The organism is Acidovorax sp. FG27, from assembly GCF_040365715.1.
Classification (GTDB): domain Bacteria; phylum Pseudomonadota; class Gammaproteobacteria; order Burkholderiales; family Burkholderiaceae_C; genus Paracidovorax.
In genome coordinates this window covers 249,312-261,743 of the sequence record NZ_BAABVY010000009.1, presented here as the reverse complement: position 1 = coordinate 261,743, position 12,432 = coordinate 249,312, and the positions used below count along the sequence as shown (strand labels likewise).

The following is a 12,432-nucleotide window of genomic DNA, read 5'->3' as shown; positions in this document are numbered from 1 at the left end:
GGCCGCCAGCATCAGATTGCCGTATTCACGACCGGGGCACCGGCTGCGCCCGTGCCCCATCGGAGGCGCGCTGGATCAGCGGCCGTAACCACCGCCGCCACCGCTGCGTGGACCGCCACGGCCGCCACGGCCTGCGCCGCCGCCACCATAGCCGCCGCCGTTGCCACCCCGGAAGCCACCGCCACCGCGACGGCCGCCGGCCATGCTGTCCACGCTGGTGCGCATCGGGTCGGGCTGGCCGCCGGCACCGCCGCCGCCATGGCGCACCGCGCCCAGGTTCACGCCGGCCTGGGTCACCAGGTGGGCGTTCTCGCGGCGTGGCTGGCTGTCGTCGAAGCGAGCGCCACCACCACCACCACCACCACCACCACCACCGCTGCGCTGGCCGCCCCGGCCGGGCTGGTTGGACGGGCCGCCCTGGCCACGCGGGCCGCCGCCACCGCCGGCGCGCGGGCCGCCGCTGCGGCCGCCACCGTTGGGGCCTGCGCCCTGGCCGCCACCGGCGGCGCCGGCACTGGCGCCACGGCTGCCGCCGCCACCGGAGCGCTGTCCGCCGCCGCCCGCAGGCTTGGCGCCGCGTTCACCGCCGCCGCCCTGGCTGGCCTTGTTGGTGCGGATGCGGTCCATCATCTCGCTGCGGGCGGCCTTGGCGGCCGCCTGCATGACTTCGCGGCTCGGCGGCTTGCCGGCGCCGCCCCAGATGGTCTGGCGGCCCATGGCGATGGGCTCGGCCTTTTCGCCGGCTTCGGGGCCGAAGCCGTCCAGCACCTGGACCGGAATCTCCTGCTTGGTGAAGCGTTCGATCTCCATCATGAAGCCTTCTTCGTCCATGCAGACCAGGCTCACGGCCTCGCCGCTGGCGCCTGCGCGGCCGGTGCGGCCGATGCGATGGACGTAGTCTTCGGGAACGTTCGGGATCTCGTAGTTCACGACGTGGGGCAGCTCGTCGATGTCGATGCCGCGCGCGGCGATGTCGGTGGCCACCAGGGCGCGGATCTCGCCGCTCTTGAAGCCGGCCAGGGCCTGCGTGCGGGCGCTCTGGCTCTTGTTGCCGTGCAGCGCCATCGCATTGACGCCATTCTTGGTCAGGAACTCGGCCACGTTGTTGGCGCCGAACTTGGTGCGTGTGAAGACGAGCACCTGGCTCCAGTTGTGCTGCTGGATGATGTGCAGCAGCACCTGCTTCTTCTTGCCACGGCCCACGGGGTGGATCACCTGGGTGATGCGCTGCACCGTGGTGTTGCGCGGCGTGACCTGGATGCTCTGCGGATTCTTCAGCAGCGTGCCGGCCAGCTCGCGGATCTCGTCGCTGAAGGTGGCCGAGAACAGCAGGCTCTGCTTGTCGCGGGGCACGAGGGCCAGGATCTTCTTCACGTCGTGGATGAAGCCCATGTCCAGCATGCGGTCGGCTTCGTCCAGCACCAGGATCTCGACGGTGGAGAGGTCGAGGAAGCCCTGCTGCTGCAGGTCGAGCAGGCGGCCGGGGGTAGCCACCAGCACGTCCACGCCGCGCTTGATGCGGTCGATCTGCGGGTTCATGCCCACGCCGCCGAAGACGACCGTGGAGTTGATGTCGAGGTACTTGCCGTACTCGCGCACGGACTCTTCGACCTGGGCGGCGAGCTCGCGGGTGGGCGTCAGCACCAGGGCACGCACGCCCTTGCCGCCGAACTTGCTCTTGGGTGCCGTGCCTTGCGACAGGCGGTTCAGCAGGGGCAGGGTGAAGGCAGCCGTCTTGCCGGTGCCGGTCTGCGCGCCGGCCAGCAGGTCGTGGCCCTCGAGCACCAGGGGAATGGCCTGGGCCTGGATCGGCGTCGGCGTCTCGTAGCCTTGCTCGTGCACGGCCTTCAGGATCTCTGGGGCCAGGTTCAGTTCGTCAAAGTTCATTCAAGGAGGCGCCCTGTCCAGGGCGCTTGGGGCATCGGCCTGTCGCGAACCCGTGGGGCTGCGGCCAGTCATAGGCTGATGATTCTTCAGGATCGGGAGCGAGAAGGCGCCGCAAGGCGGCTTTCGGATCCCCAGCAGGTTGCTGAGTCCGCCGGTCACTGGAGCCGGCGTCTGAGCTGCTATTGTGGCACGACTCCCGCACGCGCCCCGGGCAACCCTCGCGAAGGTGCCGGTTTTGCCGCGTCGGGCGGCTGCGGGCATGCCTCTCGCGCGGTGCGGGGCGAAGGCTCCGCCAAAGCACCTGATAATCACCGCTGAACCGCGTCGTGCGGCCCGACCCCGCGCCGGTCGGTCCGCCCGCACGATGCCGCACCCATTCCAAGGAAAGAAAGCCAATGGCCCAGTACGTTTATTCGATGAATCACGTCACCAAGACCGTGCCCCCGAAGCGGCAGATCTTGAAGGACATCTCTCTCTCGTTTTTCCCCGGGGCCAAGATCGGCGTGCTGGGCCTGAACGGTTCCGGCAAGTCCACGCTGCTGAAGATCATGGCCGGCGTGGACAAGGAGTACGAGGGCGAGGCCATTCCGATGCAGGGCCTGACCATCGGCTACCTGGAGCAGGAGCCCAAGCTGAACCCGGAACACACGGTGCGGGAAAGCGTGGAAGAGTCCATGGGCGCGGTCTTCGCGGCCAAGGCGCGGCTGGAAGAGGTCTATGTGGCCTACGGCGCCGAAGACGCCGACTTCGATGCGCTCGCCGCAGAGCAGGCCGAGCTCGAAGCCATCATCGCCACCGCCGGCACCGACTCCGAGCATCAGCTGGAAATCGCCGCTGACGCGCTGCGCCTGCCCGCCTGGGACGCCAAGATCGGCCTGCTGTCCGGCGGCGAGAAGCGCCGCGTGGCGCTCTGCCGCCTGCTGCTGTCCAAGCCCGACATGCTGCTGCTCGACGAACCCACCAACCACTTGGACGCCGAATCGGTCGAGTGGCTGGAAGTGTTCCTCAAGCGTTTCTCCGGCACCGTGGTGGCCATCACCCACGATCGCTACTTCCTCGACAACGCCGCCGAATGGATCCTGGAGCTGGACCGCGGCCGCGGCATTCCATGGAAGGGCAACTACAGCACCTGGCTGGAGCAAAAGGGCGACCGCCTGGCGCAGGAACAGAAGAGCGAAGAAGCCCATGCCAAGGCCCTGAAGAAGGAACTGGAATGGTCGCGCCAGAACCCCAAGGCCCGCCAGGCCAAGAGCAAGTCGCGCCTGGCCCGCTTCGAGGAACTGAGCGATTTCGAATACCAGCGCCGCAACGAGACGCAGGAAATCTTCATTCCCGTGGCCGAGCGCCTGGGCCAGCAGGTGTTCGAGTTCCACAACGTCAGCAAGTCCTTCGGCGACCGCGTGCTGATCGACAACCTGAGCTTCAGCATTCCGCCCGGCGCCATCGTCGGCATCATCGGCCCCAACGGCGCCGGCAAGTCCACGCTGTTCAAGCTGCTGGCCGGCCGCGAGCAGCCGGACAGCGGCCAGGTGGTGGTGGGCCAGACCGTCAAGATGGCGTTCGTGGACCAGCACCGCGACGAGCTGGGCAACGACAAGACGGTCTGGGAAGACATCTCCGGCGGCCTCGACATCCTGAACGTCGGCAAGTTCCAGATGGCCAGCCGCGCCTATGCGGGCCGCTTCAACTTCAACGGTTCCGACCAGCAGAAGAAGGTCGGCAGCCTGTCGGGCGGCGAACGCGGCCGGTTGCACCTGGCCAAGACCCTGATCGCCGGCGGCAACGTGCTGCTGCTCGACGAACCCTCGAACGACCTGGATGTGGAAACCCTGCGCGCCCTGGAAGACGCGCTGCTGGAATACGCGGGCACCGTGCTGGTCATCAGCCATGACCGCTGGTTCCTCGACCGCATCGCCACCCACATCCTGGCCGCCGAAGGCGACAGCCAGTGGGTGTTCTTCGACGGCAATTACCAGGAATACGAAGCCGACAAGAAGAAGCGCCTGGGCGAGGAGGGCGCCAAGCCCAAGCGCATGCGCTACAAGGCGCTGAAGTAAGCTCCACCCGGGCGCGATCAGACGATCCCACGATCAGACCGTCGCGGCGAACGGCTGCGCGCCCGCAGATCTGCTGCTCCTGCTGCACCCGCTGGCTTTCCTGTCGAGATGGCAAACATGGCCACTGCCGGACCCTACGATCGAAACGCCTTCCGTATCTGCGTGGCCCATGCCGTGCGGGACGGAGTGCAGGCGCTCAAGAAGGCGCTTGCCGACACGGAAAGCCGGTTGCTGCGCGACCAACAGGCCGCCGCGTCGGACAAACGCGAGCAAGACGGCCTGGGCGACGCCCTGGTCTTGCTGCGCACGCACCGTTCCACGCTGGTGCAGGCCTACCCCATCGCACTGATGGAGTATCTGGCCGGGGCCCCGCTGGCGAGCGCACAGGGGGGCAGGGCGGGCGGCGCGCAGGCCCCGGCGGGCGGCGGGCCGCCTGCCTGGGATTCGCTCACCCTGATGGACGACGCCCAGGTGCTGGCCCAGGTGGAGCTGTCGCGCGCGCAGCAACTGGTGACCCACACCACCGAGGCCGTGCTGGCGGAATTGGACCGGCTCATGAGCGCCGCCCAGGGCCTGGCCCGCGTGGTGCCCGAGCGCAACCCGCTGCGCCCCGAGAACTTCTTGCGGGCATTGCAGCAGGTGGTGTCGGACAGCGGCGTGACGGAGGCCGCGCGCCAGCGCTGGATGCGCCATCTGCCGGATCTGCTGGGCCAGCGGCTGGTAGCCGTCTATCAGCGTGCGGCGGCCCGTCTGCGCGAGGGCGGGGTGCGCCCCGTCAGCTACGGCGTGGCCACCCCGGGCGACCGAAGCGCGGTGGCCGCAGGCACCGGACAGGGGGCTCTGCATGCCCTGCAGCACTTTTCGACCGGCTACGGGCCGGCCCTGGGTGACGAGCTGTCGGGCTTTGGAGCCACTGCCCTGCAGGGCATGTCGTCCACCCTCGGCATGCCGCTCGGGTCCGACACCGAGGCGCTGCTCACGGTCGCCATGCTGCAGCAGATGCTCGACGAGCTGGGCGCCGAGCGCGTGGCGGGGTCGGGATTCCATGGGGGCGTGACCGGGGCCGGCGCGCTGGTCGTGGCGGTCGGGACATCGGGCGGCATGCCGGCGGGCAGCGCACCGCCGCCCACGCTGGCCGCCATCGACGCGCAGGCCATCGCGCAGCAGGAGGCCGGGTCGGACGCGGTGGTCGCCGAGATGATGCGCCGCATCGCCAGCGACGAACGGCTGCTGCCCACGCTGCGCCGCGCCCTGCAGCGCATCGAGCCGCCCATCCGGCGCATCGCGCGGCTGGAGCCGAGCTTTTTCACCGACGAACGCCATCCGGCCCGGCGCCTGCTGGACGAGCTGACCGACCGCAGCCTGGCCTACACCGCCGAGGACACGCCGGGCTTCACCCGCTTTGTGCGGCTGCTCAATGGTGCCGTCAAGCACCTGAATGCCGCTGAGCCGCGCAACGCCAAGCCCTTTAAGGCCGTGCTGCGGGCGCTGCACAAGGCCTGGGAGGCGCTGGCGCAGGAATCCGAGGCCCAGCGCGCGCAGGCCGACGCAGAGCTGCTGCAGCGCGAGCAGAAGGCCGTGCTGGCCAGGGCCGTGGCCCACGATATCCGCCGCATGCCGGGCGCCGCCCAGATGCCAGCTGACCTTCTGGCCTTCGCCACCGGGCCGTGGGCCGAGGTGGTGGCGCAGTCGCAGATGCGTGCGCCGGGCGAGCCGGGCAGCGACGGGTCCGGCTACCTGGCGCTGGTGCCCGTGCTGCTCACCTGCACCCAGCCCGACCAGGTGGAGCAGGACCCCGCCGCTGTGGTGCGCACCATCGCCGACCTGCTGCCCACGGTGCGCGAAGGGCTGCGCTCCATCGGCCACCCGGAGGCGGAGATCGACGCCGTGCTGGAGCGGCTGGCGGGGCTCGCGCCGGTGCTGGCCACCGTATCGGCCGAAAGCCCGGCGGGCGACGCGGCGCCTTCCGCGGCGGCGCAGGCGGTGGACGCCATGCCGCCGATGGAGGAGTCCGAGGCGGTGGTGGATGCGCATGACACTGGGGCCGGGGACGCCGCCGCCTTGGACGCCTCCGCGGTCGACAGAACCGACGATGCCCTGGCCGCCGCCGCCGCCGCCGCCGCTCAGGCCCCGGTGCCGCAGCCGTCGCGGACACCGCAGCCACTGCCTGACTATGCGCTGGGCCAGTGGGTGGAGCTGAGCCGCGACCGCCAGATGGTGCGCACGCAGCTCACCTGGTGCAGCCCGAACGGCGCGCTGTTCCTGTTCACGGCGGTCGACGGCAGCACGCAGTCCATGACCCGCCGCATGCGCGACCGCCTGGTGGCCGAAGGCGCGCTGCGCAGCATCGACCCGCCGCCGACCCGCTGAGGCGAGGATTCCGGTGTCAGGTGTTTGCTATGAAAAGAATAGCTGCAGCCGATTGATTGATAAGCGTTACAGCCATTTCAGGGGCTGATTCTGGGCGTGGCCTGGCCGCAAGCCGTGCCCGCCATTCACACCGGCACCGCCGGCGCCGCCGGCCGGAGCTTGCGCCGCACCAGATGGATATGGTTGCGCAGCGCATACAGCTCTTCGGCGTACGACAGCGGCACGCTCACCTTCTCCACCTGGGCTTCCAGCCGATCCAGCTGTGCGCGCAGGTCGTCGGGCGTGCTCTGGCCGACCTCCATCTCGTCCTCGATCTCTCGCAGCCGCCCATACCAGCGGAACACCCGCGACCGCACGCGGAACTGGTAGAGCGGCGGCACGATGCGCGACAGCGGCAGCATGGCGGCCAGCAGCACGCCCAGCACCAGCCACATGCGCTCGACCAGGTTGGCCATCCAGAACGGCAGGTAGCGCTGCAGCATCGGTGGCGAGCCGTTGATGGCGCGGTCGCCCTCCGCAGCCATCGGCACCTCGCTGTTGCGCGTGTTGGGAAAGTCCCTTGCCCGGTTGAACCAGCCCGCCGCGCCGTGCAGCGTCTGCGCCGCCTGCGCGAAGAGCTGCAGCAGCGCCGGGTGCGTGCCCTCGCGGGCCAGCAGCGACGTGGTGGAGGCCACCAGATGCACGTCGGCCGGCGGCACATTGGCGGCCAGGTCCACCACCCCGCGCGGCAGCGTGACCGGCGTCAGGAACGGGAAGCGCCGGCCATAGGCCTCGTTCTGCGGAAAGCCCATCAGCCGCACGCCCGGCGTCTGCAGCAGCATCTGCACCATCAATGACTCGGGCGCCGAGGCGAACACCACCGCGTCCAGCCGGCCGGCCAGGAACTCCACCGTCGCGGGTGTCTGCCCCAGATGGGTCAGGGTGACCTCGGCCGGGTCCACCCGGTTGGCGTCCAGCAGCTTGTCCACCAGGGTCGGCAGCCCGCTGCCCGGTGTACCCACGTTCACCCGCAGCCCGCGCAGTTGCGCCAGGCTGGTGAGCCGGCCCCGGGACGCGACGCGGCGGGCGGCGTCCTCGCGGTAGAAGAGCCATACGGGCTCCACGAACAGGCTGCCCAGCGACTCCAGCGCCTCGGCATCCGCCGGCCGCAACTCGCCCGTGCCGCCCTGCACGAAGGCCAGGTCGGCGCCGCCGTCCCGCAGCAGCTGCAGGTTGGCCGACGAACCTTCTGTTTCCAGCAGCACCACTTCGATGCCATCGGCCGCCAGCGCCTTCTGGTAGCGCTGGCCGAACTCCGCATAGGCGCTCTGCGCGGGCCCTGTCGCCAGCGTCACCCGGCGCGGCGGATTGGGCTGCAGCCACCAGTAGGCCAGGGCCACCAGCGCCACGGCCAGAAACGCCAGCGGCCCGGCCGACAGCAGCAGGTCGCGCACGTTGAGCACGGCGGTGCGCAGCCGGCGGGCGGCGGTGCGCGAGCGGGCGGCGAACACGGCGTTCATGGCCGGGCGGTGCGGTGGCGCGTGGCGCGGGCCGGCGGGCTGGCATGGCGACGGCTGAGCGTCGATGCGTCACTGGCGGCGCCGACCGCGGCAGGGGCGCTGTCGAGCAGGTGCGGGAATGGCCGCACACCCTTGCTGGTTGCGCCTGGTGTTCCACCGCGCTTGTCGCCGCAACCCACCATCGACCGCAGGATCATGGTGGCGGCACTGGTCTCAGGGCTACGCGCGGAAATGTAATGCTCCATGTTCAATCCGATGGCTTGCATCGAACGCCCCCGACTGCGGGTGTCTGAATGAGGTTGGAGGGAGTGAAACATGCGCGAGAGGCCGATGCCAGAGGAAACCGCGACGATATCGCAACCTGCGCGCCTCCCGATTGAAGGGCAAGCGGGGCTCGGGAAGAGACCCGGATCGCCTGCTTGCACCAAGTGCTCAAGGCTCCGCTGGAGGGAGATATCGACGACTGCTTCATCCCGTTGGACCGGGCACCCGTGCGGATTAACGGGAAAAGCAGCGCTCGAGGCGGGGCGCGCAGCGATGACAGTCACCCGCGGCGCGCTGTCAGGCGCCTACTCGCTGTGCGTGCAGCAGGCATGGAGTCATATCCAGACTGTCCGATGACAGCTTTTGTTGAAGGAACCCGGCGCTGGTTCCATGGCGGCGGGCCGCCGGACGATCACATGCGGCGACGAGTGCGCAAGTACACCCCGGCCAGGGCGATGGCGGCGGTCAGAGCCAACACGCCCCACTGATTCAATGTGGGGACGGGTGTCGCAGACGAAGCTGCGTTGCTGCGAGGTGGAGCGCCGAAGTAGAAAGTCTCTCCTCCACTGCTGTTAGCGGCGGTGCCCACGATGCGAACGGAGCAGACATCCTGGCTGCGAATGATGATGCCGAAGACTTCATTAGGAGAGTTCACGTTCGCAGACGTTGTGCTCCAGGAGGCGCCTGGAGAAACGGCTGGAATGGTCGCGGAGGGCGTGGATACCCTCAACAGGTCGAAGTTGCTTGCATCGATTGCTTGATTCGAGCAGCTGAGAAAGCTGAAGTTGGCGCTCTCAGCGTTGTCGAGATCTTGTACGAATATCGTGGCACCAGTGGGTAGTGCTTGGGAAAACGTATATCGCATGTCTCCGCTACGAATATTGACCGCACCGACCGTGCTGGGTTGACCGGAGTTGGAGGGGTAGCTGCCTGGCGATATCGCAGGACAGTTTTGCCATTGCTGCGGAGCTGGGGCGCTGGCGGTGGTGACCGTGAAGTTGCTCCCTGCGAAGGTGCCAGTGAAGGTGGAGGACGAAGGGGCGTCTTCGCTTCCACAGCCGGTAGAAGGAGATGTCAGGGTGTTGAACTGCCAGCCCGAGAAGTAATTCGAGTTGGGTTGGACCTGAATAGTGGCCGCCTGGGCCGGGCCCAGCAACGTGAGTGTGATCGCGCCGGCTACGGCTACGTGACTCAATATGACTTGTTGTTTCATTCTTCCTCCCAGAAGGCGAGTTAATAGATAATCTTTGGATGGTAGTGCGTTTGCTTTCTTTGGGAGGCTGGTTATGAATTGTTTACATTGTGTTGTGTATATGCATCAAGAAAATGAGCCAGTCACGGCTACGGCCGGAATTAAGGGCTTTGAAACCGTGCCTGGGGTGTCGTTTTTGTAGCTCACTTTCGCCGCCTTCCGTGGGATAGGGCCTTTGGAGGGGCAGCTGCACTCAGAGGCCGGGCGCTTTCCACCTAGTGCACAACTGATCACTTGAATTGAATTATTCGTTTTCGAGATCAGTCAAAAGGCATGTGGTTAACGCTTGTAACGAAAGAAGGAATACAAAGATTCAGATGCGGTCGTGAATTGATTGGTGAAATGCAGGTAATGGGCAGGCGATGGCTTTTTGAAGTTAATGCGAAAAATGCTATTTCTGGTCATTTTTGAAATAATGATTGAGAAGATTCGGGCATTATTTGTTTTTGCCTTGCAGTACTTACCTCCTCCAGGTCACACGTCGTTGAGCGTAATGGCATCGGTCTTCGCCAAGGAAGAAGCAGAAATGGGGGGAAAGCGGAATGAGAATACTCAGCGCGTGGCCCTGCATGCATATCGTCAAAAACTGTTATCAAAACAAAGATTTTTTTCGAATTTTTCATTCGATCTCTACCATTGGGCAGCCCTAGCCGTCCCCGTTTGATCCTGGCAGCTTCCATTCCTCCGTCCCCCACTCCAAGCCACCCATGCCCATCCCGCCAATCCGTCTCCCGTACCCGCTCGCGAGCGTCCCGTCTGTTGCTCGCCATGGCGATGGGATGCGTTTTCAGTGCCCCCGTGTTCGCGCAAGCGGTGTGGACCGAGGTCCCCACCGGCAACCACACGAGCGTTGCAGGCACGCTGGGAAGCGTGCCGGTCACGCTCTCGTCCAGCTACCCTTCTGGATTGAATGCTGCTGGTACCGGCTTCATCATCCAGAACAGCACCGATCCGGGATATCACATCTGGGATAACTCGATTCCCCAGAGCTCGGCCCAGCTCCATCCGGCATCGGCCGTCAACGCAAGCAAGGACATCGTGATGCTGTCCCAGGCCCGGTCCACCGCCGCCGATCCCAACCGAGTCAGGATCCGATTCGGTGCGCCGGTGCTCAATCCCACGCTGCTCTTTTTCAGCATCGATTCCAGCACGCTCGATTTCACGCCTGCACGCAACGCCACAGGTGTGCCTGCCACGCTCTCTTTCACGACAAACTCCGCCGGGGTTGTGAGTGGCAAATCAGTATCGAGAAATCCCGCCGCCGTCGGCACGTATGGACCTGAAGGCTGCCAGGTCAACAGCATTCGCGCCTGCGGCGTAGTGCAATTCACCGGGTGGTATGACGAGCTGTTGTTCGACGCCATGGGCGACGACGGCGTCGGTATGCAGGTGGGCACCGGCATCGTCACCAGCTTGCCCGCTGCGGCAACGCCCGTGCCAGCTTCCTCCGGCGCGAGCCTGGTGGCGACCGTGCTGTCGGTGATGGGCTTGGTGGCGTGGCTTTCGCGCCGCCGCCATCGTCGGGGGTAACAGCCAGCTCGACGCCGCCCGGCCGTCCACGCCGGCAGGGCGCCATCCGCCTGGCCCCCGCGTTGGTGGCCAGGCTTCCAGCCCGGGGGCAGCGGCGCCGCTGCCGCTTCGCCCGCTGGCTTCGTCAAGCCATGATCCAGACCTTGCGCACCGTCTCGATGGTGCGCCAGGTGCCGACGTAGCCCGGCTTCATGATGAAGCAGTCGCCCGGGCCGTAGCGTTTCGGTGCCTGGCCGCGTTCGGTGATCTCCACCAGACCGGACAGGATCAGGCAGAACTCCCAGGTCTCGCCCTTGATGGAGTGGTTGACGCCCGGTGTCGCCTCCCACAAGCCGGCGCGCACGGCGCCGTCCTTGGCGCTGTCGATGTCCCAGTTGCGGCAGACGATGTCACCCTCGATCACGCGGTCCGTCGGAGGGCGGGACTCACGCGGTTCGCGCAGGGCGTTGAAAGGGAAGTCGACGAGCAGACGGGTCATGGCGGTGGCTCCAGCGGATTGAGGAGATTGAGGAAATAGGTGTGCCATCGATGCTACGGGCGGAGCCCGCCGGCGTGGTGCGGAATGGACGGGTCCACGCGGCGGCTCCTGCGCTATGCGGACCCTGTTTCAGTGCAATCTGCCAATGGGGCGCGGCGGCCCCCCCCGCCGCTGACCTCGCCCGTGGCAAGCCGCGCAGCTCAGAAGGTGTGAATGAGTCCGGCCCGCTCGGGCATGGCGGGTTCGTTCATACCTTCTCAGGGCCCGACCACCTCGATGCGGCGCGCCACCAGGCCGGACCGGTCCTGCTCCGCCAGGAAGCGCACGCGGGTGCCGGGCGCGAGCTTCAGCCCATCGGTGGCTTCACGCACGCGAAAGACCATGGTCATCGGGGCCATTGCCAGGTTCTTCAGCTCGCCGTGGCGCAGGGTCAGGCGGCGCGCCGCCGCGTCCCAGCGCACCACTTCGCCCTCGCTCAGCGCGGCGTCGCCGGCACCGCCCGCCGGCGCCGGGTTCTGCGCCGCTGCATCGGGCCGGGCCGGCGCGGGCGCCTGGCCGCCGGGGTGATGCGTGAAGACGGAAGTGCTGCCGTCGCGCGCCACCAGCAGCACGTCGTAGGCGTCGCGCCGGCCGCCGTAGAGGGCGCCGTCCATGCCCGGCGAGCCGATCGGCATGCCCGGCACCGCCAGGCCCAGGGCCTGCGGCTTTTCGCGCAGCAGGCGGCGCACGTCCGCCGCGGGCACGTGGCCTTCGACCAGGTAGCCTGCGACCAGGGCGGTGTGGCAGGAGCCGAGCGCGGCCGGCAGGCCCAGGCGCTGGCGCACGGCGGCGTTGCCGCCGCCCTGCACGCTGACGCGAAAGCCGGCCGTGCGCAGGTGTTCGACCCACTCGGTGCAGCAGCCGCAGTTCGGGTCTTTCCAGACCTCGACGGCGGCAGCCTGCTGGGCCGGGCCGGCGGCGGTGGACGGCCGGGTGGACTGCGCCCATGCGGGCAAGGCCGCGACGGCGGAGGCGGACAGGACGCGGCGCAGCCAGGCGCGGCGGGAGGTGGGGGTGACGGCAGCAGGGGTCATGGGATGGCTTTCCTTGGCAAGG

Annotated in this window: 9 protein-coding genes and 2 pseudogenes; 4 read left to right on the top strand and 7 right to left on the bottom strand. The window is 67.6% G+C overall.

The features are described from left to right. Positions 1-75: 75 nt before the first annotated feature. On the bottom strand, positions 76-1,887 hold the full coding sequence (locus ABWV53_RS08135) for a DEAD/DEAH box helicase (protein ID WP_353364725.1): 1,812 nt from the start codon (positions 1,885-1,887) through the stop codon (positions 76-78). Positions 1,888-2,282: 395 nt separating this feature from the next. On the opposite strand from ABWV53_RS08135, the gene ettA reads away from it, so the two are divergent. After that, on the top strand, positions 2,283-3,944 hold the full coding sequence (gene ettA, locus ABWV53_RS08130) for an energy-dependent translational throttle protein EttA (protein ID WP_353364723.1): 1,662 nt from the start codon (positions 2,283-2,285) through the stop codon (positions 3,942-3,944). Between the two features lie 117 nt (positions 3,945-4,061). Next, positions 4,062-6,314, top strand: a complete 2,253-nt coding sequence (locus tag ABWV53_RS08125) for a DUF1631 family protein (protein ID WP_353364721.1) — start codon at positions 4,062-4,064, stop codon at positions 6,312-6,314. 125 nt (positions 6,315-6,439) lie between these two features. On the opposite strand, the gene ABWV53_RS08120 is transcribed toward ABWV53_RS08125, so the two are convergent. The 3 genes from ABWV53_RS08120 to ABWV53_RS08110 all read right to left on the bottom strand — a co-directional run bounded on the left by ABWV53_RS08120 (position 6,440) and on the right by ABWV53_RS08110 (position 9,290). Beyond that, positions 6,440-7,813 carry a TAXI family TRAP transporter solute-binding subunit gene (locus ABWV53_RS08120; protein WP_353364719.1) on the bottom strand — a complete coding sequence of 458 codons (1,374 nt, stop codon included), beginning with the start codon at positions 7,811-7,813 and terminating at the stop codon, positions 6,440-6,442. After that, positions 7,810-8,079 (bottom strand): hypothetical protein, encoded by a 270-nt coding sequence (locus ABWV53_RS08115; protein WP_353364717.1) that lies wholly within the window; start codon positions 8,077-8,079, stop codon positions 7,810-7,812. Before ABWV53_RS08115 ends, ABWV53_RS08120 begins: the two co-directional genes overlap by 4 nt. Positions 8,080-8,489: 410 nt before the next feature. Further along, positions 8,490-9,290 (bottom strand): IPTL-CTERM sorting domain-containing protein, encoded by an 801-nt coding sequence (locus ABWV53_RS08110; RefSeq protein WP_353364715.1) that lies wholly within the window; start codon positions 9,288-9,290, stop codon positions 8,490-8,492. A gap of 454 nt (positions 9,291-9,744) precedes the next feature. Here ABWV53_RS08110 and ABWV53_RS08105 point away from each other — a divergent pair, with 454 nt between their 5' ends. Both ABWV53_RS08105 and ABWV53_RS08100 read left to right on the top strand, forming a co-directional pair. Then, positions 9,745-9,993, top strand: a complete 249-nt coding sequence (locus ABWV53_RS08105) for a hypothetical protein (RefSeq protein ID WP_353364713.1) — start codon at positions 9,745-9,747, stop codon at positions 9,991-9,993. A gap of 104 nt (positions 9,994-10,097) precedes the next feature. After that, entirely contained in the window at positions 10,098-10,859 is a 762-nt protein-coding gene (locus ABWV53_RS08100; protein ID WP_353364711.1) for a hypothetical protein, read from the top strand. Between the two features lie 124 nt (positions 10,860-10,983). Here the strand turns inward: ABWV53_RS08100 and ABWV53_RS08095 are convergent, their stop codons facing one another. The 3 genes and pseudogenes from ABWV53_RS08095 to ABWV53_RS08085 form a co-directional block, all read right to left on the bottom strand. After that, the gene (locus tag ABWV53_RS08095; RefSeq protein WP_353364709.1) at positions 10,984-11,337 is read right to left on the bottom strand and encodes a cupin domain-containing protein; all 354 of its coding nucleotides are present in this window, start codon (positions 11,335-11,337) and stop codon (positions 10,984-10,986) included. A gap of 257 nt (positions 11,338-11,594) precedes the next feature. After that, positions 11,595-11,807 (bottom strand): annotated as a pseudogene (locus tag ABWV53_RS08090) (copper-binding protein); the annotation flags it as partial. 87 nt (positions 11,808-11,894) lie between these two features. Next, a pseudogene (locus ABWV53_RS08085) lies at positions 11,895-12,410 on the bottom strand (DUF411 domain-containing protein); the annotation flags it as partial. Positions 12,411-12,432 lie beyond the last annotated feature (22 nt).